Origin of the sequence: Streptomyces chartreusis NRRL 3882 (assembly GCF_900236475.1) — a bacterium.
GTDB classification, from domain to species: Bacteria; Actinomycetota; Actinomycetes; order Streptomycetales; family Streptomycetaceae; genus Streptomyces; species Streptomyces chartreusis_D.
Genome location: NZ_LT963352.1, coordinates 5,090,917 through 5,109,632 on the forward strand (window position 1 = coordinate 5,090,917; position 18,716 = coordinate 5,109,632).

Genomic DNA, 18,716 nt, shown 5'->3' on the forward strand with positions numbered 1-18,716 from the left:
GTGCCTGGTCTGCGGGCTGCGGCGGTCGCGGTTACGTTGTCGACATGGCCGAAAACAGGGCATCGGTGTACGCAGAGGGCGTTCCCTGCTGGGTGGACGCGCAGCTTCCCGACGTCGAGGCGGGCAAGCGGTTCTACGGTGAACTTTTCGGGTGGACCTTCGAGGACTGGTTCGGCCCTTTCGCGCAGGCGCTGAAGGACGGTGAACCCGTGGCCGCGCTGGTCCGCAAGATGGACGGCCGGCTGCCCACCGTCTGGACCGTGTACTTCGCGACCCCGGACGCGGCGGCCCTGGTCCGGCGTATCAGGGCGGCCGGCGGGCAGGTCGTCTCGGCGCCGGTGCCGGCCGGCGAGCTGGGCGTCACCGCTCTGGTCACCGACGCGGAGGGGGCCGTCTTCGCCCTGTGGCAGCCGGGCGAGCACCCCGGCTTCGGCAGGCGGCACGAGCCGGGCACCTTCGCCTGGGCCGAGCTGTACGCCCGGGACACCGAGGCGGCCAACGCCTTCTACGGCGATCTCTTCCAGGAGGCCCTGTTCGGACCGGACGCCGAGCCCGACTTCGGCCGCGCCCCGGTCTCCGACGTGTTCCCGGCCGAGATGCCGCCCCATCTCCTCGTCCACTTCGCCGTCGAGGACGTCCCGGCCGCGCTGGAGGACGTCACCCGGCTCGGTGGCCGGATCCAGGCCCCGCCCTTCCAGACCTCGTACGGGACGGTCGCCGTCGTCACGGACAATCAGGGGGCGTCCTTCGCGCTGCTGCACCGCTGAGCAGGGCCGTGCCGGGCTGAGCAGGGCTGATCAGGCAGTGTTTGGTCATCATTTGATCGCTTGCGTACGGAGACATCCCAATTGTCACCGGGTTCGCAACCAGGGCTCCGGCCAGGAAGAATCAGGGTGCGTGCCGCCATGGCGGTGCGGTGGTGAGACGCTGCACGGGGTCGCGTGGAACATGTGGCTTGGCGCGGCTCGTACGGGGAGGTGGCAGGCAGAGTGGTGGATCAGCTGACGCAGCACGATCCGCGGCGGATCGGGCCGTTCGAGGTGCTGGGACGGCTGGGTGCCGGCGGCATGGGGCTGGTCTATCTCGCGCGCTCGGCGTCCGGCCGGCGCGTGGCGATCAAGACCGTCCGGACGGAGCTGGCCGAGGACCAGCTGTTCCGGGTGCGCTTCACCCGTGAGGTGGAGGCGGCCCGGGCCGCCTCCGGCTTCTACACGGCCGCGGTCGTGGACGCCGATCCGCGCGCCGCCGTGCCGTGGCTCGCCACCGCGTACGTTCCCGCGCCCTCCCTCGAAGAGATAGTGAACGACTGCGGGCCGCTGCCGGCCCAGGCGGTGCGCTGGCTGGCGGCGGGCGTGGCCGAGGCGCTCCAGTCCATCCACGGCGCCGGGCTGGTGCACCGGGACCTGAAGCCGTCGAACGTCCTGGTCGTGGAGGACGGCCCCCGGGTGATCGACTTCGGTATCGCGTCGGGCGTTTCGAACACGCGTTTGACGATGACGAACGTCGCCGTCGGCACGCCCGCCTACATGTCCCCCGAGCAGGCCAAGGACTCCCGCAGCGTCACGGGCGCGAGCGACGTCTTCTCCCTCGGCTCCATGCTGGTCTTCGCCGCCACGGGACACCCGCCCTTCCACGGCGCCAACCCGGTCGAAACGGTCTTCATGCTGCTGCGCGAGGGCCCGGACCTGGAGGGTCTCCCGGACGAGCTGCGGCCGCTCATCGAGTCCTGCATGCAGATGGACCCCACGGCCCGCCCCAACCCGGCCGACCTCCAGGCCCAGCTGGCGCCCCACCTCTTCGGCTCCGGCTCCGACGACAGCGGCACGGCGTCCGCGTGGCTGCCCGAGCGGGCGGTGAGCCTGATCGAGTCCCGCCGCAACGGCCGCCCGGCCGGCAAGCCCGCCCCCGGCGCCGGCCGCAGCGGCGGCGGACGCCCCGCCCCGGGCCCCGCCCCCATCCCGCCCCCGCCCTCGCACGACCCCGTCGTCCCGGCGCCCGCGCCCGCACCCGTCGGCGGCCCCGACACCGGCCCGGTGCGGCTGGCCGGCGCCCAGGTGCCCATCGGGCCGGGCCCGCGCGTGGCCGACGTCCGTGCCGCCGCCGTCAAGGCGCCCCCTCCGGAGGCCGCCCTCGCCGCCTCCTGGTCCAAGCCCCGCCCCGGCGTCAACGGCACCGACCCCGCCGTGGGCCCCGCCGTCGCCGCGCCCCCGGCCCCGGCCGCGCCACCCGAGCAGGCGAGCGGCTGGCGGCCCTGGCGCTTCCGCATGTCGAACGACGTCTGGGGCACCCCGTCCGTCGACGGCGACCTGGTCTACGTCACCTCGTTCGAGGTACACGCGCTGGACGTGGCCACCGGCCGCCGCCGCTTCAAGACCCGGGACGTCGCCTGGTCCATGGCGGTCGCGGACGGCCGTATCCACGCCTCCGACGGGCCCACGCTGTTCGCCCTCGACGCCCGCGAGGGCGCCGACCTCTGGCGTCTCCAGACGGACGCCTGGGTCTACTCGCTCAAGGCCGAACGCGGCACGGTCGTCACCGGCACCCGCGGCGGCGGTGTCCAGGGCTGGGAGGCCTCGAACGGCCAGAAGCTCTGGGAGGTCACCGGCTGCCAGAGCGACTTCGAGTCGCCCGAGGCCGGACCCGCCCTGCACGACGGCACGGTCTACGTGTGGCAGGACGCCCGGCTGCGTGCCCTGGACGCCCGCACCGGCGACGAGCGCTGGTCGTACCCCATCGGCGACGCGGCCTCCTGCGGCGGCGTCCCGGTCCGGGTCGCCCAGGCGTCCGACGGGTACGTCTACGTCTGCGCCGGCACCCGCGTCCTCGCCCTCGACGTGGCCGCCGGGCACGTGAAGTGGCACTTCGAGGCGCCGGCCGTCTTCCTCTCCCCGCCCACCTTCGTCCCCGGCCCGGCCGTCACCGGCGGCGGCATCTACCTGGCCGACTACCTCGGCACGGTCTACGCCCTCGACGCCACCGACGGCCGGGACCGCTGGCGCATCGCCACCGAGTCCCGGGCCTGCGTCGACCCCGTCCTGGTCGCCGCAGGCCATGTCCACGTGGGCAGCGGCAAGGGCCTCTACACCCTCGACGCGGTCACCGGCACACCCAAGTGGCGCTTCCAGGCGGGCGGCGACATCGTGGGCGCCCCCTCGGTGGCCGAGGGCCGTATCCACTTCGGCTCCACCGACCACCTGCTCTACACCCTGAAGGCCGACGACGGGCGGCTCCGCTGGAAGCTCGCCACCGGCGGCGAGATCACCGGCTCCCCGGTCGTCCGGGACGGGGTGGTGTACGCGTGCAGCAAGGACCGCTGCGTGTACGCGCTGGACGCGGAGAAGGGCACGGGCACGGCGCGCACGAGCTAGGACACCTCCAGGGGGTGTCCGCACCAGGCGTCAGTCCCGCAGCTCCGTCAGGAAGTCCAGCAGCGCCTCGTTCACCTCGGTGGGCCGCTCCTGCTGCGTCCAGTGGCCGCAGCCCGGCAGTACCAGCGGCTTCCGGCGCAGGTTCGGCATCAACTCGGGGAGTTTCTCGATCAGTTCGGGCGTGCCCGGGAAGGCCGGGACCAGGTCGCGGTCGCCGTACACGTACAGCGCCGGCGGGGACACGACCGCTCCCTGCCAGGGGGCGGTCAGCTCCCAGTTGCGGTCCAGGTTGCGGTACCAGTTGAGCGCGCCGGTGAAGCCCCGCGCGTAGCTGTCGGTGAGGGCGTCGAGGTCCTCCTCGGTCAGCCACCCGGGCAGCACCTCGGGGTCGGGCGCGTCCGCCAGCCAGCCGCGGTCCAGGTCGACCAGGGCCTGCTCGGGGCGTCCGGCGCCCGGGGCGTCACCGGAGGCGGAGTACAGCAGCTTGCGCAGGGTGGCACGGGTGTCGGTCTCGAATTCGGCTTCGGCGACACCCGGCTGCTCGAAGTAGTTCCAGTAGAAGCGCCCCTCGAACCGCTCCCGCATGGTCCTCAGGGGCGGCTGCGCGCCACGGAACGGCGGCGGCACGCTCAGCCCGGCGACCCCGCGCACCACGTCCGGCCGCAGCAGCGCGGTGTGCCAGGCCACCGGCGCGCCCCAGTCGTGCCCGACGACGAACGCCCGCTCCTCGCCCAGCGCGTGGACCAGCCCGACCACGTCGCCCACCAGGTGCAGGATGCTGTACGCCGCCACGTCCTCGGGGTGATCGCTGCGCCCGTATCCGCGCTGGTCGGGCGCGACCACCCGGAAACCGGCCTCGGCCAGCGGCCCGAACTGGTGCCGCCAGGAGTGCCAGGACTCCGGGAACCCGTGCAGCAGCACCACGAGCGGGCCCTCGCCCTGCTCCGCGATGTGCAGCCGTATGCCGTTCACGTCGATCATCCGATGCTCAACCACCCGTCGAGCATACGCGTGTACGGGTAAACGATTCCCTGACGCAACCGGCCCTCCGCGCAACGGGTACCTCAACGCAACCGGTACTCACGCCGTCGCCCCGCGAACAGCCGGGCCTGTTCCTCACCCGTCGCGTTCCCGAGCGCGATCAGATGCGGCGCCTGCGCGAACCCCCGGGACCGCCCCGCCTCACTCGCGGCCCACAGCGCCCGCACGGTCCCCTGCACGGCCTCGGTCGGGAACCCGGCGAGGACGGTGGCGCACACCCGCGCCGCCCCCAACGCCTCGCCCTCCGCCACGAGTTCGGACACCAGACCCACTTCGTACGCCCGCCGCGCGGAGATCCGCTCCGCCGTGCCCATCAACGCCATCCGCGCGACCTCCCCGTACGGCATGCGCTGCGCCATGAGGACGGACTCGTAGGCGCTGACCATGCCGTAGGCGGTGTGCGGGTCGAAGAAGGCGGCGGTGGTGTCGGCGACCAGGAACTCCGCCTCCCCGAGCAGGTAGAAGGCACCCCCGCAGGCCATTCCGCGGACGGCGGCGACGACCGGCTTCCACAGGTCGTTCGCCTTCGGCCCGATGCCGAGCAGCGGATCGTCCTGCGCGTACGGCGAGTTCGGCTGCGGTACGACGGCGTCCCGGTCGATGCCCGTGCAGAAGGCGCGCTCACCGGCACCGGTGAGGACGACGGCCCGCACGGAGTCGTCGAACCGCAACTCCTGCCAGACCCGGGCGAGATCACCGGCCATCTCCAGGTCGACGGCGTTGAGCCGGTCGGGCCGGTTCAGGGTGACGACGGCGACCCCGCTGTCCTTGTCGGCGCTGACCAGCACCCTGCTCATGACCGCTCCGGAACCCACCGGGGAAGCCCGTCGTCGAAGACGGCCCGCACCCGGGCGCCGATCCTCAGGCGGTCCGCCGCAAGGGAGCCGAGCGGCTCACCGGGACCGGCGACGAGGTTGCCGACGAGCCGGATGCGCGGCGCCTCGTCGAGTTCGACGACCACCACGTTGTACGGCGCCAGTTCGGCATAGCCGGGCAGCAGCGGCGGATGCGGAACGACGTAGGACCAGACGCGGCCCCGGCCGGACATCCGGCGCCACTCGCCCTCGAAGGACTGGCAGTGCGGGCAGCAGGGCCGCGGCGGGAAACGGAGCTCACCGCAGCCGGCGCAGGCCTGGACGCGGAGCTCGCCCCGGGCGGCGTACTCCCAGAAGGGGGCGCCGTCGGTGTCGGTGACGGGACGCAGCATGTCAACTCCTCAGCAGCACAGCGGAGGTCGGGACGCCCTCGCCCGCGGTGACCAGGCAGGCCGAGGCGCCCGGGACCTGCGCGGTACTGGTCCCGCGCAACTGCTTCACCCCTTCGTTGACGAGGTTGAAGCCGTGCACATAGGCCTCGGACAGGCCGCCCCCGCCGGTGTTCACGGGCAGCGGCCCGCCGATCTCCAGCGCCCCGCCCTCGGTGAACGCCCCGCCCTCGCCCCGCCCGCAGAAGCCGTAGCCCTCCAGGGACAGCAGGACCAGGGGGGTGAAGGCGTCGTAGATCTGGGCGACGTCCACGTCCTGCGGCGTCAGGTCGGAGTGCTTCCACAGATGCCGGGCGGCGGTCCAGGCCGGGCCGGTGAGGGGGTCGTCGTTCCAGTAGTTGACCATGCCGTGGTGCTGGGCCGGGAGCGACTGCGCGGCGGAGTGGACGTAGACGGGCTTGCGGCGGCAGTCCCGGGCGCGCTCGGCGGAGACGACGACGCAGGCCAGTGCCCCGTCCGTCTCCAGGCAGTTGTCGAAGAGGCACAGGGGTTCGCTGATCCACCGGGACGTCATGTACATCTCGCGGGTCAGGGGCCGGTCGTACATGATCGCGGCCGGGTTCTGGTTGGCCCGGTTCCGGCAGGCCAGGGCGACGTTGAACAGGTGGTCCCGGGTGGCCCCGTACTCGTGCATGTAGCGCCGGGCGAGCATCGCGATCTCGTCGACCGGCCTGAGCAGCCCGAACGGCCGGGTCCACTGGGCCGGGGTCGGCAGCTGGACGGCGGTGTTCGTCCAGGGCCGGGGCCCGCTGCCCCGCTTGCGCGACCGCCAGGCGACGCCGACGCTCGCCTGCCCGGTGGCGACGGCGGCGGCGAGATGGGCCACGGTCGCACAGGAACCGCCGCCCCCGTAGCCGACCTTGCTGAAGAAGGTGAGGTCACCGAAGCCGCAGGCCTTCGCCAGCTCCACCTCGTCGGTCTCCTCCATGGTGTAGGAGGCGAGGGCGTCGACCTCGCCGGGCGCGATCCCGGCGTCGTCGAGGGCGGCCAGGACGGCACGGCAGGCGAGGGTGCGCTCGTCCTCGGGGAGCCGCTTGGCGAAGGGCGTCTGGCCTATGCCGACGATGGCGGTGGCGTCCTTGATGCCGCCCGATCCTGCTGCCATGCTGCGCGCACCTCCGGGCCGAACGGTTCGCTGACAGACCGTCAGATTACAGCTAATCTGACGGAGAGTCAGCTCCTGTGCCGGCTACTGCTGGGGAGGCTTGCGGTGCGAGCGGATACGGAGTGGGGAAGCATCCCGGGCCTGGTGCGGACGGCGGCCGAGCGGTACGCGGACGTCGAGGCGGTCGTCGAGGGCCGCACCCGGATCACCTACGCGGAGCTGGGCGCCCGCGCGGAGCGCGCGGCGGCGGCCTGTCTGGCGAACGGCGTCGGACCGGGCGACCGGGTCGGCATCTGGGCGCCGAACACGCTCGACTGGATCGTCAGCGCGCTGGGCGCGATCTCGGCCGGTGCGGTGCTCGTGCCGCTGAACACCCGCTTCAAGGGCGCGGAGGCGGCGGACGTGCTGCGCCGCAGCGGGGCGCGGTTGCTGTTCGTGACGGGCACGTTCCTCGGCACGTCGTACGTGGCCTCGCTGCGCCGAGCGGCGGGACACGGCCCGGGCACCGGACCGCTGCCCGGTCTGCCGGACCTGGAGCACGTGGTGGTCCTCGCGGAGGACGCCCCGGTGGACTTCCGCACCTGGAAGGACTTCCTGGCGAGCGGAGAGGCGGTCGGTGCGGCACAGGTGCGGGCCAGGGCGGACGCGGTCGACGGCTCCCGGCCCTCGGACATCGTCTTCACCTCGGGCACGACGGGCCGCCCGAAGGGCGCGGTCATCACCCACGCCCAGACGCTGCGGGCGTACGAGATCTGGAGCGAGCTGGCGGGTCTGAGCCGGGGCGACCGCTACCTCATCGTCAACCCGTTCTTCCACACCTTCGGCTACAAGGCCGGGGTGCTCGCCTGTCTGATGCGGGGCGCGACGATGATCCCCCAGCCGGTGTTCAACGTGGACACGGTCCTGGCCAACCTCGCGGCCGAACGGGTCTCCGTGCTCCCCGGCCCCCCGACGCTCCTGCAGTCCCTCCTGGACCACCCGGCCCGGGACGCGCACGACCTGTCGGACCTGCGTCTCGTGGTGACGGGAGCGGCGGTGGTGCCGCTGGGACTCGTCGAGCGGCTGCGCGGGGAACTCGGCATCGACACGGTCCTGACGGCCTACGGCCTCTCCGAGGCCGGCGGCGTCGTCACGATGTGCCGGCGCGGCGACGACCCGGCGGTGATCGCGTCGACGTCGGGCCGCGCGATCCCCGGCACGGAGATCCGGGTCGTGGACTCCCGGGGTGAGCCCCTGGGGCCCGGCACACCGGGCGAGGTCCTGGTCCGCGGCTTCAACGTCATGACCGGCTACCACGAGGACGCGGCGGCCACCGCCGAGGTGCTGTCGGAGGACGGCTGGCTGCGCACGGGCGACGTGGGCGTCCTGGACGCCGCGGGCAACCTGCGCATCACCGACCGCCTCAAGGACATGTTCATCGTCGGCGGCTTCAACGCCTACCCCGCCGAGATAGAGCAACTCCTGAACCTCCACCCGGACGTGGCGGACGTGGCCGTGATCGGCGTGCCCGACGCCCGGCTGGGGGAGGTCGGCAGGGCCTACGTCGTACGGCGGCCGGGCGCCCTGCTGACGGCGGACGACCTGATCGCCTGGTCCCGCAGGGAGATGGCGAACTACAAGGTCCCGAGGACGGTGGAGTTCGTGGCGGAGCTGCCCCGCAACGCGAGCGGGAAGGTCGTGAAGGGAGCGCTGCGGGACGGCCTCCTCAGCGGCTGACCGGCGGCAGCGGAGGGGTCCCGGTGACGGACATGACGAGGGAGTACAGGGTGCTGTCGGCCGCGATGAACAGCCGGTTGCGCCGGGCGCCGCCGAACCGGATGTTGGCGACGGTGCCGGGCACCAGGACGCGGCCGAGGAGCGTGCCGTCGGGGTCGTAACAGTGCACACCGCCGTGCATGGCGGCGGCCCACAGGCGCCCCTCGTCGTCGAACCGGATGTTGTCGAAGTTGCCGTCGTGGCACTCGGCGAAGACGTCGCCGCCGGTCAGGGTGCCGTTCGGCCGGACGTCGAAGACGCGGATGTGATTGGCCAGGCTGTCCGACACGTACAGCTTGCGCTCGTCGGGGGAGAACACCAGCCCGTTGGGGCCCTGGAAACCCTCGGCGGCCGGCCGCACCTCGCCGCTGCGGGGGTCCACGCGGTAGACGTTCCGGGCTCCGATCTCGCTCTCCCCGCGGTGCCCCTCGTAGTCGGTCGCGATCCCGAACTCGGGATCGGAGAACCACACCGAGCCGTCGGACCTCACCACGGCGTCGTTCGGGCTGTTGAGCCGCTTCCCCCGGAACCGGTCGGCGATCACGGTGACCGAGCCGTCGTGCTCGGTCCGGGTGACCCGCCGGTTGCCCTGCTCGCAGGTGATGAGACGGCCCTGGCCGTCCAGGGTGTTGCCGTTGGGGTACCCGGCGGGCGAGCGGAAGACTCCGACGGACCCGGTGGTCTCGTCCCAGCGGAGCAGCCGGTCGTTCGGGATGTCGCTCCACAGCAGATACCGTCCGGCCGGCACGTACACCGGCCCCTCGGCCCACCGGCACCCCTCGAACAGCGTCTCCAGCCGCGAGTCCCCCGCCTGGCACCGGCCGGTCCGGAACCGCTCGTCGAGCGTCTCGTACAACTGCGGCTGCTCGCCGGGCATGGGGCGCCACCTTCACCGTCGGGCCGACTGCTGATCTGCCGGACCCACTATGACGCGCGGGGGTACCGGATGTCCCGGTCGACACCGGGCGGACACCGGGCACACATCGGCCGCGACGGCTCCCCCTCCGCGCCGCCGCGGCCGAACCCCGTGTGGTTCCCCCGTCGCCTTCCCCCGTCGCCTGCGCGGACCGCCTACTTCGTCGGCTTGAACGGCTCCGACGTGGCGTGCAGGTCCTTGGTCTCCAGCGGCTCGTCGGTGGCGTGCAGGTCCTGCGTCGTCACGGTCCCCTCCTCCGTGGCGTGCAGGTCCTCCGTCGAGGCCTGGCCGTCCGTGCCGCCCGTGGCGTGCAGGTCCTGCGGCTTGAGCTCGTCGCCCATGATCGTCAACTCCCCTTGGCATGGATCAAGCAGTGAGGTCGGCGGGCCCGCCCGGTCACTCCCCCGAGGGTGACCGGACGGGCCCGCCCGGGCCGCACCGCCCGGTTCGGCGATGCGCGCCCCTGTGCAGTGACCCGTCTGCCCCCCGACGCGACGGATCGACTACGTCGAGCATGGCGGGCGGCGATAAACGAATGATGAACGCGTGCGCCGGACCTCAGGCCGCGCGCACCGGCGACAGCAACGCGCGCACCTCGGCGGCCTCGGGCGAGCCCAGCTCCTCGTAGATCGCCGCCGCCTCCTGCCAGCAGACCTGGGCCCGGCCGGTTTGCCCTATGCCGCTGAGCGCGCGGCCGAGGACGGTGAGGACGTTGCCCCGCCGCCACTCCCCGCCGATGCCGCGCAGCACGGTGAGGGCCATCTCGGCGTTGGCGGCGGCCTGTGCGGGACGCCGGGCGGCGAGATCAACCTCGGCCAGCCGGAACAGGCTCATGCCCTCCCACAGGCGCTGCCTGCTGTCCCGGAACACCTCCAGCGCCTCCTGGAGCCGCTCGGCCGCGTCGCCCAGCTCGCCGCTCTGGGTGAGGGCGAGACCGAGGGCGTAGCGGGCGTTCGCCCCGCGCATGGAGTTGCCCATGGCGTCATAGATGCCGATGCCCTCCTGGGCGAGTGCGACCGCGCTCTGGGTCCGCCCGGTCGCGAGGTGGATCCGGGACAGGTTGCACAGCGCCGCGGCCTCGCCGGGGCGGTCGCCCAGCGCCCGGAAGTGCTCGATGGCCCGGGAGAGGTGTTCCTCGCCGTCCTCGTGCCGGTTCTGGTACAGCGCGATGATGCCGCGCGCGTTGCCGGCCCAGCAGACGGGCAGCAGGTCGCCGGCCTGCTGCGCGAGGACGATGGCCCGTTCCGCCTCCTGGTCCGCCCGCTCGAAGCGGCCGCCGACGTGGTGGACGTTGACGAGCGTCATGAGCGCCCGGGCCTCCGCCCGCGCGAGGCCGAACTGCCGCGCCGCGTCCAGGAGCGCCTCGGCCGTCGCCTCGTACTCCCGGGAGTTGGCTCCCGACTCGGAGAGGTCGTGGGCGGCCCACAGCAGGTCGATCGCCCGGGGGAGGGTGTCCGGCCGCCCCGCGGACTGGCGCACGCACGCGAGCAGGCAGATGGCCTCCGCGTACAGCCAGTCCTGCGCCGCGTGCCGGCTGTCGAACCGCAGCCCCGGGTACGAGGCCGGCTCCAGATGGTCCACCAGCCCGTCGCCGGGCCGCTCGATCGCGTACACCCCGGCCGCGGACGCCAGGTAGAAGTCCAGCAGCCGCGACAGCGCCGCCCCCCGCTCGCTCGGTGGCAGCTCGTCCCTTTCCGCACAGGCACGCGCGTAGAGCCGTACCAGATCGTGGAAGCGGTAGCGGCCGGGAGCGGCCGACTCCAGCAGGGACGTGTCCACCAGGGACTCCAGGAGGTCCTCGGTGTCCTCCACGGGCAGGTCCAGGACCGCAGCCGCGGCCGGGAGGGAGATGTCCGGACCGTCGGCCAGGCCCAGCAGGCGGAAGGCGCGGGCCTGGGCGGGCTCCAGCTGGCCGTAGCCCAGTTCGAAGGTGGCCTTCACCGCCAGGTCGCCGGCCTGGAGTTCGTCCAGGCGGCGGCGCTCGTCGGCGAGCTTCGCCGCGAGGACCGACACCGTCCAGGTACGGCGGGCCGCCAGGCGGGAGGCGGCGATGCGGATCGCCAGCGGCAGGAAGCCGCAGGCCGCGACGACGTCCAGGGCGGCCTTCCGCTCGGACGCCACCCGCTCCTCGCCCACGATCTTCGTGAACAGCGCGAGGGCCTCGTCCGGCGACATCACGTCCAGGTCGATCAGATGGGCGCCCGCCAGGTCCACCATCCGCACCCGGGAGGTGACCAGCGCGGCGCAGCCGTCCGTGCCGGGCAGCAGCGGACGTACCTGTGCGGCGTCGCGGGCGTTGTCCAGCAGGACCAGGACGCGGCGCCCGGCCAGGACCGAGCGGTACAGCGCCGCCCGCTCCTCCAGGGAGTCGGGGATGGCCGTGTCGGCCGTGCCGAGGGCGCGCAGGAACGAGCCGAGGACCGACTCCGGCTCCGCCGCACGGGCGCCCGCGCCCTGGAGATCGACGTACAGCTGTCCGTCCGGGAACGCCCCGCGCGCCTGGTGGGCCACGTGCACGGCGAGGGTCGTCTTGCCCACGCCGCCGATGCCGGCCAGGGCCGAGACCGCCATGACCCGGTTCTCGGCCGAGGCCAGGATGTCGCCGAGCTCGCGCACGAAACCCGAGCGGCCGGTGAAGTCCGGGACCGTGGCGGGCAGCTGTGCCGGACGGACCGGGACGGCGGCCGGCTCGGGGGCCGGGGAGGAGGGCTCCGCGAGACCCGGGTCCGCCTGGAGGATCCGCTGTTGCAGTTCGCTCAGGCCGGGGCGCGGGTCCACGCCCAGTTCGTCGGCGAGCAGGCGCCGGGTGTCGGCGTACACCGCGAGGGCCTCGGCCTGGCGGCCGCTGCGGTACAGCGCCAGCATCAGCAGCTCGCGGAGCCGCTCGCGCAGCGGATGGGCCGCGGTGAGGGCCGTGAGCTCCGAGACGGCCTCCGCGTGGCAGCCCTGCTCCAGGTCCATGTCCAGCCGGGTCTCGGTGAGCTGGAGCCGCCACTCCTCCAGGCGGACGCGCTGCGCCTCCGCGTACGGGCCCGGCACGCCGGCCAGTGTCTCCCCGTCCCACAGGGCCAGGGCCCGCCGCAGCACCTCCCGGGCGTGGCAGAGGTCGCCGGCGGACCGGGCCTTCTCCGCCTCGGTCGCCAGGTCCTGGGCGACGGTCAGGTCCAGGGCGCCGTCGCCGAGGCCGCGTACCGCGTATCCGCCGGATTCGCTGGCCAGGACGCCGGGGTCCAGCACCTTGCGCAGCCGGGAGGCGTACGTCCGCAGCGCCGCCAGGGCCTGCGAGGGCGGTTCCTCGCCCCACAGCGCGTCGATCAGCTCCGCGGCCGTGGCCGTACGGCCCTCGCGCAGCAGCAGGGCGGCGAGCAGGGCGCGCTGCTGGGGGGAACCGGTGGTGAGCGGCTCGTCGCCACGCCAGGCGCGCACCGGTCCGAGCACGCCGAAGCGCAGCGCCGTCCGCGCCGTCGCCCCCGCCGACTCCGGCGGCTTCGCCGAGGAGTCGGAACGCCGCTGCTCCGGTACGCGCGGTACACCGTCCGGTACACCGTCCATGCAGTCCCCCTAGACATCCTGAGCAACCAGGCCAGTTTGCCTTGTACACGGCGGATACGTCAGCCGTGGGAGACACCGATCACAGGGCGACGCACGGGAGTCCACAAGGTCCGCACACTCTCTCCGCACCCCCAGGCCCCGGCCCGGCCACCGCGGCCGGAACCCGCCCCCGCCCGGATAGCTGACGACCCGTCAGATCGGCGCTACCGTGAGCGCCATGGACACCCACGAGAGCACGTTTCCGCTGATCATCTCCGTGGACGACCACACGGTGGAACCCGCGACCGTCTGGCGGGACCGGCTCCCCGCGAAGTACCGGGGCGCCGGACCCCGGATCGTCCGTGCGCCCGTGAAGGAGATGACGTTCCTCGGCGGACGCTTCAGGCCCGTGATGGGCGCGCCCGGCGACGACGGCCCCGTCGGTGACTGGTGGGTCTACGAGGACCTCCGCCGCCCCCTGACCCGCCTCGACACGGCCGTCGGGTACGACAGGGACGAGATACGCCTGGAGGTCATCACCTACGAGCAGATGCGGCCCGGCTCCTACGACGTCCCGGCCCGGCTCGCCGACATGGACGTCAACCACGTCCAGTCCGCCCTGTGCTTCCCCACGTTCCCGCGCTTTTGCGGCCAGACCTTCACCGAGGCGAAGGACCACGAGCTGGGTCTGCTCTGCGTCCGTGCCTACAACGACTGGATGGTGGAGGAGTGGTGCGGGCCCGAGGCGCACGGGCGGCTCGTCCCGCTCACCCTCATCCCCCTCTGGGACGCCGAGTTGGCCGCCGAGGAGGTCCGGCGCAACGCCGCACGCGGTGTCCGTGCGGTCGCCTTCTCCGAGATACCGCCGTACCTCGGGCTGCCCTCCGTCCACACCGACGACTGGGACCCCTTCCTCGCCGCGTGCGACGAGACCGGCACGGTCGTCGCCATGCACATCGGCAGCAGCAGCCGTATGCCCTCCACCTCCGCGGACGCCCCGCCCGCCGTGGGCTCCACCATCACCTTCGCCAACTGCTGCTTCTCGATGGTCGACTGGCTGATGAGCGGCAAGTTCGAGCAGTTCCCGAACCTCAAGGTCATGTACGCGGAGGGCCAGATCGGCTGGATCCCCTACATCCTGGAGCGCGCCGACGTGGTGTGGGAGGAGAACCGCGGCTGGGGCGGCGTCGCCGACAAGGTGCACCGGCCGCCGTCCGAGCTGTTCGCCGAGCACGTCTACGGCTGCTTCTTCGACGACGCCTTCGGGCTGCGCAACCTGGACGCGATCGGCCTGGGCAACGTCCTGTACGAGACCGACTACCCGCACTCCGACAGCACCTGGCCCAAGTCCCGCGAGGTCGGCGAGGCGCAGATGGGGCACCTGGAGCCGGAGGTGGTGGAGCGGATCGTGCGGCGGAACGCGATCGAGCTGCTGGGGCTGACCGACGACGGGCTGTGGGACGGGCCGCGGTGAGCCTGGCGTACGGGATACAGCTCCCGGTCCAGTCCCAGAGCACCCTCTACGCCGAACCCTGGGAAGCCGCCGCCGGGCCCGGGGACCTGCTCGCCGTGGCCCGCGCCGCCGACCGCGCCGGCTTCGCCTACCTGGCGAGCTGCGACCACGTCGCCATCCCGCGGCGCCTCGCGTCCGCGATGAGCACGGTCTGGTACGACCCGGTCGCCACCCTCGCCTTCCTCGCGGCGGCCACCGAGCGGACCCGGCTGCTCAGCCACGTCGCCGTGGTGGGGCTGCGGCATCCGCTGCTCAGCGCCAAGCAGTACGCCACCCTCGACCATCTGTCGGGCGGCCGGCTGATCCTCGGGGTCGGCGCCGGGCACGTCCTGGAGGAGTTCGAGGCGCTGGGCGCCGACTTCGAGCGGCGCGGGGCCGTGCTGGACGAGTCGATCGACGCCCTGCGCGCCGCCCTCGGGGCCGAGGAGTTCCCCGAACACCACGGCAAGCTGTACGACTTCGAGGGGCTCGGGCAGCGGCCCCGCCCGGCGCAGGACCGGGTCCCCCTCTGGGTCGGCGGTTCCTCGCCCGCCGCCGTACGGCGGGCCGCGCTCAAGGGCGACGGCTGGCTGCCGCAGGGAGACCCGAGGGATCAACTGCCGGACCGCATCGCGCGGATACGGCGGCTCAGGGAGGAGGCCGGGACCGAGGGGCCGTTCACCGTCGGCGCCATCGCCGAGCCCCTGTACGTCGGGGCGCCGGGCTGGGAGGTCGGGCGGCGGACGGTCAGCGGGCCCGCCGAGCGCATCGCCGAGTCGCTGCGGGCCTATCGCGCGATGGGGGTGGACCAGGTCCAGGTGCGGTTCCGCAGCCGGAGCCGGGACGAACTCGTCGGCCAGATCCAGCAGTTCGGGGAGGAGGTCGCACCGCTGCTGCCGTAAGCGCGTTCCTTGAAAGCTTGAACATGTCCACGCCGATCTCCGTAGGTACGGACGTACGGACACGTACGGACTCGTACGGCTTCGGCGGAAGGACACAATGACGTGCGCACTTCCCGGAAACTCTCCGTCGCCCTCGCCTGCCCCGAGGGCCCCTGGCCGCATCCCGACTGGCCGGCCCCGGACGACCCGTACGTCGAACGGGCGGTGAGCCTGCGCCCGCCCCCGCCCTTCCGCGTCCCGGACGGCGTCGACGTCGTCGTCCTTCGCTGCGCCGAACCGCTCGGCGGCCTGAGGGAGTTGCGGGCCGACGGGGTGCCGGTGATCGTGATCGGTCCGCACCGGGACGCCGAGACCATCGTGGAGGTGTTCCGGGGCGGCGCCGCGTACCTGGTCGAGGACGACTACTGCACCTGCATGCTCTCCTCGGCCGTCGTCGGGGCCACCATCGGGCACACCTACCTCTCCCCGGCGGCCTGCGCGGCCCTGCGCGAGGGGGCTCGGCAGGCGTCCACGCAGGACACGGCGCTGGAGCGGCTGCGCGGGCAGCTCTCCCCGCGCGAGCGGCAGATCATGGAGTTGCTGTCGACCGGGCTGGGCGCGCAGGAGATCGGGCTGCGGTTACGGCTGAGCGAGAAGACCGTCCGCAACAACCTCAGCAACATCTACGCCAAGCTGGACGCCCGCGGCAGCACGGACGCGGTCCTGAGGTGGCTGGGAGCCGCGTCCGTGCTTCGCATCTGAGAACCTCGGAAGCTGTTCTTCTACGGCGCCGGAATCTCCGACAGCGGGATCTCGACGTCGGTGACGTTCTCGCCGGCCTCACCGAATCCCGGTTCGGACCTCAGGGCGCGCGTGGAATTCCTCAGGCCCGACGCCTCCGGCGTCCCGCACTTCACGTTGCGCAGCCACAGCCGCCCGTCGGGGGTGCCGTTCTTCAGGATCTGCGGATAGAAGACGTGCACGCTCGTGGCGCCCTCGCTCGGGGCGAAGAAGACCGTGCCTCCGTCCTGCGCCTCCTTGTACGTGGCCTTGAGGTAGCCGCTCACGTCGGTGCGCTTCGCGGACCACATGAAGAACCCGACGCTGTCCGGCTGCACGGTGTCAGTCCTGCTGAACTGCAAGGTGGTCGTCTTGTCGTCACGCGTGATGTCGATCTCGGAGGTGCTGAACTTCACGCCGATCTCGAAGAAGGAATTGCCGAGTTTCGTGTCGGCGGCCGCGGTGAATCCGTCCTCCAGCTGAATGGTCCTGGTGACGGACGTACTGACATTGAAGGTCTTCGAGGCGGCGCTCGTCGATCCGCAGTTGTCGGTCACCGCGGAGACGCGCTGATTGGGCCCGAGGTTGTTCCGCTTGAACTGGACGTCGACGAACTCGCAGTTCTCCAGTTTGTCGGAGTCCGCCGAGCAGTCGGCGGTCACTTCGGAAGGGGTGGCGGCGCCCGCGGGGTTCATCAGCGGTACGGCCACCGCGACGGCCGCCACCGGGGCCAGGGCGAGGGTGATGCGCTTCTTCTTGCTCCGGTGGCTTCTGCTGCGGCCGGTGCGTGTCATGGGGTTCTCCTGTGGGGGGAAGGGGCGAAGGGGGGCGGATGGTCGGTCAGCAGTCCGTCAGTACGGCCTTGGAGGTGCCGTCCACGACACCCGGGGCGCCGGCCGCGCCCGGCAGCACGACCGGGCCCTCGACGACCTCCGGCGCCGCGAAGTTCTGCTCCGGAGTGGCGTTGGTGACGGTCGTCGCCTCACGGGCGTCGATCCGCACCCGCCATTCGCCCGTCATGCGCTGCATCTTCGGCGTGAACTCCATGTGGAGCACCTTGCCGACCGGGACTTCCCGCTGTTCGGTGTCACCGGCGGTCGCCGACCTGACGGTCATGTCGAGGGTGCCCTTGTGCTTGACCCAGGATCCGCTCAGCGCCCCGAAGAGCCCTCCGGCGCCGCCCTGCTGGGTGACGGTGTACTTGCCCTGCCCCTGTGCGGTCGTCGCCTGCCAGGTGACCGACACCTTCGCCGGTTCGGTGGCGTTCGGTTCGCAGTTCGGGAAGTCGATGGAGGCCTTTTCGGTCGGCCCGTCGAAGGTCTCGAACTCCGTCTCGACGAAATCGCAGTTGTCGGACGCGAAACTCGGGCCGGCGACGGGGTGGCCGCCGAAATCGAAGATGGACTGCTGCTTCCCGTTGAGCACCTCGGCCCGCTGGCACATCGTCATGATCTGCTCGGGTGTCTTCTCGTCGGCGGCGTTCGCCGACGGCAGCAGCACCGTGGCCACGGCACCGCCGGTCACGAGAGCCGATCCGATCGCGACGATCCTGATCTTCCTGTTCCTCAGTCTTCTCTTGGCCATGGGCCAGATCCTGGAAGTTCCCGACCGGCCCCGACAGGGTCAAACATCCCTACTTGCGGGTTACGTGAGATTCGCCTCAGCAACGGCCAGGTCTTGCATCTGACGCTCCGTCAGGTATGTCGGTACGATGCGGAGTCCACCGTGTCCACCGCGCGAAGGGGGCTGCCATGGGCAAGCTCGACGGACGGGTCGTCATCATCACCGGCGCCGCGCGCGGCCAGGGCGAGCAGGAGGCCCGGCTGTTCGCCGCCGAGGGTGCCCGGGTGGTCGTCGCGGACGTCCTCGACGACCAGGGCGAGGCCCTCGCGAAGGAGATCGGCGCCCGGTACGTCCATCTCGACGTCGGCCGGGAGGACGACTGGCAGGCGGCCGTCACCGCCGCCCAGGACGCGTACGGCCGGGTCGACGGGCTCGTCAACAACGCCGGCATCCTCCGCTTCAACACCCTCCTCGACACACCCCTCGACGAGTTCATGCGGGTCGTCCAGGTCAACCAGGTGGGCTGCTTCCTCGGCATCAAGGCCGTCGCCCCCGGGATGGCCGACGGGGGCACGATCGTCAACACCGCCTCCTGTACCGGCGTGACCGGGATGGCGGCGGTGGGCGCGTACGCGGCGAGCAAGCACGCGGTGGTCGGTCTGACCCGGGTCGCCGCGCTGGAGCTGGCCGGGCGGGGGATACGCGTCAACGCCGTCTGTCCGGGCGCCATCGACACCGCGATGTCCAACCCGGCCCGGCTGGACCCGGACGCCGATGCGGAGGAGACGGCCAGGGGGCTCGACCGGCTGTACCGCAAGCTCGTGCCGCTGGGGCGGGTCGGGCAGCCGCAGGAGGTGGCGCGGCTCGCCCTGTTCCTGTCGTGCGACGACTCCTCCTACATCACCGGCCAGCCGTTCGTGATCGACGGCGGATGGCTGGCGGGTGTGAGCGTCATCTGATCCTCCGCCTACCTGACGGACCGTCAGCTATTGACGCTCCCGGGCAGCGGTGGAACAGTCG

16 protein-coding genes are annotated in these 18,716 nt (G+C 72.4%); 7 read left to right on the forward strand and 9 right to left on the reverse strand.

Annotated elements, in window-relative coordinates; translation table 11 throughout:
* Positions 1–44 precede the first annotated feature (44 nt).
* Both SCNRRL3882_RS23080 and SCNRRL3882_RS23085 read left to right on the forward strand, forming a co-directional pair.
* Positions 45–767 carry a VOC family protein gene (locus SCNRRL3882_RS23080; RefSeq protein ID WP_173937280.1) on the forward strand — a complete coding sequence of 241 codons (723 nt, stop codon included), beginning with the start codon at positions 45–47 and terminating at the stop codon, positions 765–767.
* Between the two features lie 222 nt (positions 768–989).
* On the forward strand, positions 990–3,368 hold the full coding sequence (locus SCNRRL3882_RS23085) for a PQQ-binding-like beta-propeller repeat protein (RefSeq protein ID WP_102514847.1): 2,379 nt from the start codon (positions 990–992) through the stop codon (positions 3,366–3,368).
* A 30-nt stretch (positions 3,369–3,398) separates the two neighbouring features.
* Here the strand turns inward: SCNRRL3882_RS23085 and SCNRRL3882_RS23090 are convergent, their stop codons facing one another.
* The 4 genes from SCNRRL3882_RS23090 to SCNRRL3882_RS23105 all read right to left on the reverse strand — a co-directional run bounded on the left by SCNRRL3882_RS23090 (position 3,399) and on the right by SCNRRL3882_RS23105 (position 6,778).
* Complete coding sequence (locus SCNRRL3882_RS23090) at positions 3,399–4,349, reverse strand: alpha/beta fold hydrolase (protein ID WP_010035677.1); 951 nt, start codon at positions 4,347–4,349, stop codon at positions 3,399–3,401.
* Positions 4,350–4,432: 83 nt separating this feature from the next.
* Positions 4,433–5,206, reverse strand: a complete 774-nt coding sequence (locus SCNRRL3882_RS23095) for an enoyl-CoA hydratase/isomerase family protein (RefSeq protein WP_040902656.1) — start codon at positions 5,204–5,206, stop codon at positions 4,433–4,435.
* A complete protein-coding gene (locus tag SCNRRL3882_RS23100; protein WP_010035674.1) occupies positions 5,203–5,616 on the reverse strand; it encodes a Zn-ribbon domain-containing OB-fold protein in 414 nt (137 codons plus the stop codon). The genes SCNRRL3882_RS23095 and SCNRRL3882_RS23100 overlap by 4 nt, the downstream gene beginning before the upstream one ends.
* A 1-nt stretch (position 5,617) precedes the next feature.
* Positions 5,618–6,778 (reverse strand): lipid-transfer protein, encoded by a 1,161-nt coding sequence (locus tag SCNRRL3882_RS23105; RefSeq protein WP_010035673.1) that lies wholly within the window; start codon positions 6,776–6,778, stop codon positions 5,618–5,620.
* A 105-nt stretch (positions 6,779–6,883) separates the two neighbouring features.
* Here SCNRRL3882_RS23105 and SCNRRL3882_RS23110 point away from each other — a divergent pair, with 105 nt between their 5' ends.
* On the forward strand, positions 6,884–8,494 hold the full coding sequence (locus SCNRRL3882_RS23110; protein ID WP_040902653.1) for a FadD3 family acyl-CoA ligase: 1,611 nt from the start codon (positions 6,884–6,886) through the stop codon (positions 8,492–8,494).
* Here SCNRRL3882_RS23110 and SCNRRL3882_RS23115 read toward each other — a convergent pair.
* The 3 genes from SCNRRL3882_RS23115 to SCNRRL3882_RS23125 all read right to left on the reverse strand — a co-directional run bounded on the left by SCNRRL3882_RS23115 (position 8,484) and on the right by SCNRRL3882_RS23125 (position 13,001).
* On the reverse strand, positions 8,484–9,410 hold the full coding sequence (locus tag SCNRRL3882_RS23115; protein WP_010035670.1) for an SMP-30/gluconolactonase/LRE family protein: 927 nt from the start codon (positions 9,408–9,410) through the stop codon (positions 8,484–8,486). The genes SCNRRL3882_RS23110 and SCNRRL3882_RS23115 overlap by 11 nt on opposite strands.
* Before the next feature lie 194 nt (positions 9,411–9,604).
* Positions 9,605–9,790 (reverse strand): hypothetical protein, encoded by a 186-nt coding sequence (locus SCNRRL3882_RS23120; RefSeq protein WP_010035668.1) that lies wholly within the window; start codon positions 9,788–9,790, stop codon positions 9,605–9,607.
* 217 nt (positions 9,791–10,007) lie between these two features.
* Positions 10,008–13,001, reverse strand: coding sequence for an AfsR/SARP family transcriptional regulator (locus tag SCNRRL3882_RS23125; protein ID WP_010035665.1), 2,994 nt, complete (start codon positions 12,999–13,001; stop codon positions 10,008–10,010).
* Positions 13,002–13,218: 217 nt separating this feature from the next.
* Between SCNRRL3882_RS23125 and SCNRRL3882_RS23130 the strand changes: the two genes are divergently transcribed.
* From SCNRRL3882_RS23130 to SCNRRL3882_RS23140, 3 genes are all read left to right on the forward strand, one after another.
* Positions 13,219–14,454, forward strand: coding sequence for an amidohydrolase family protein (locus SCNRRL3882_RS23130; RefSeq protein WP_010035662.1), 1,236 nt, complete (start codon positions 13,219–13,221; stop codon positions 14,452–14,454).
* A 2-nt stretch (positions 14,455–14,456) separates the two neighbouring features.
* On the forward strand, positions 14,457–15,374 hold the full coding sequence (locus SCNRRL3882_RS23135; RefSeq protein ID WP_102515022.1) for a TIGR03619 family F420-dependent LLM class oxidoreductase: 918 nt from the start codon (positions 14,457–14,459) through the stop codon (positions 15,372–15,374).
* Positions 15,375–15,476: 102 nt separating this feature from the next.
* A complete protein-coding gene (locus SCNRRL3882_RS23140) occupies positions 15,477–16,115 on the forward strand; it encodes a response regulator transcription factor (RefSeq protein ID WP_010035651.1) in 639 nt (212 codons plus the stop codon).
* A 20-nt stretch (positions 16,116–16,135) separates the two neighbouring features.
* Here the strand turns inward: SCNRRL3882_RS23140 and SCNRRL3882_RS23145 are convergent, their stop codons facing one another.
* Together SCNRRL3882_RS23145 and SCNRRL3882_RS23150 are read right to left on the reverse strand one after the other, a co-directional pair.
* Positions 16,136–16,927, reverse strand: coding sequence for a hypothetical protein (locus SCNRRL3882_RS23145; RefSeq protein WP_010035648.1), 792 nt, complete (start codon positions 16,925–16,927; stop codon positions 16,136–16,138).
* Between the two features lie 46 nt (positions 16,928–16,973).
* Positions 16,974–17,717, reverse strand: a complete 744-nt coding sequence (locus SCNRRL3882_RS23150) for a hypothetical protein (protein ID WP_010035645.1) — start codon at positions 17,715–17,717, stop codon at positions 16,974–16,976.
* Between the two features lie 167 nt (positions 17,718–17,884).
* On the opposite strand from SCNRRL3882_RS23150, the gene SCNRRL3882_RS23155 reads away from it, so the two are divergent.
* Positions 17,885–18,655 carry an SDR family NAD(P)-dependent oxidoreductase gene (locus SCNRRL3882_RS23155; protein ID WP_010035644.1) on the forward strand — a complete coding sequence of 257 codons (771 nt, stop codon included), beginning with the start codon at positions 17,885–17,887 and terminating at the stop codon, positions 18,653–18,655.
* The last annotated feature ends 61 nt before the right edge of the window (positions 18,656–18,716 follow it).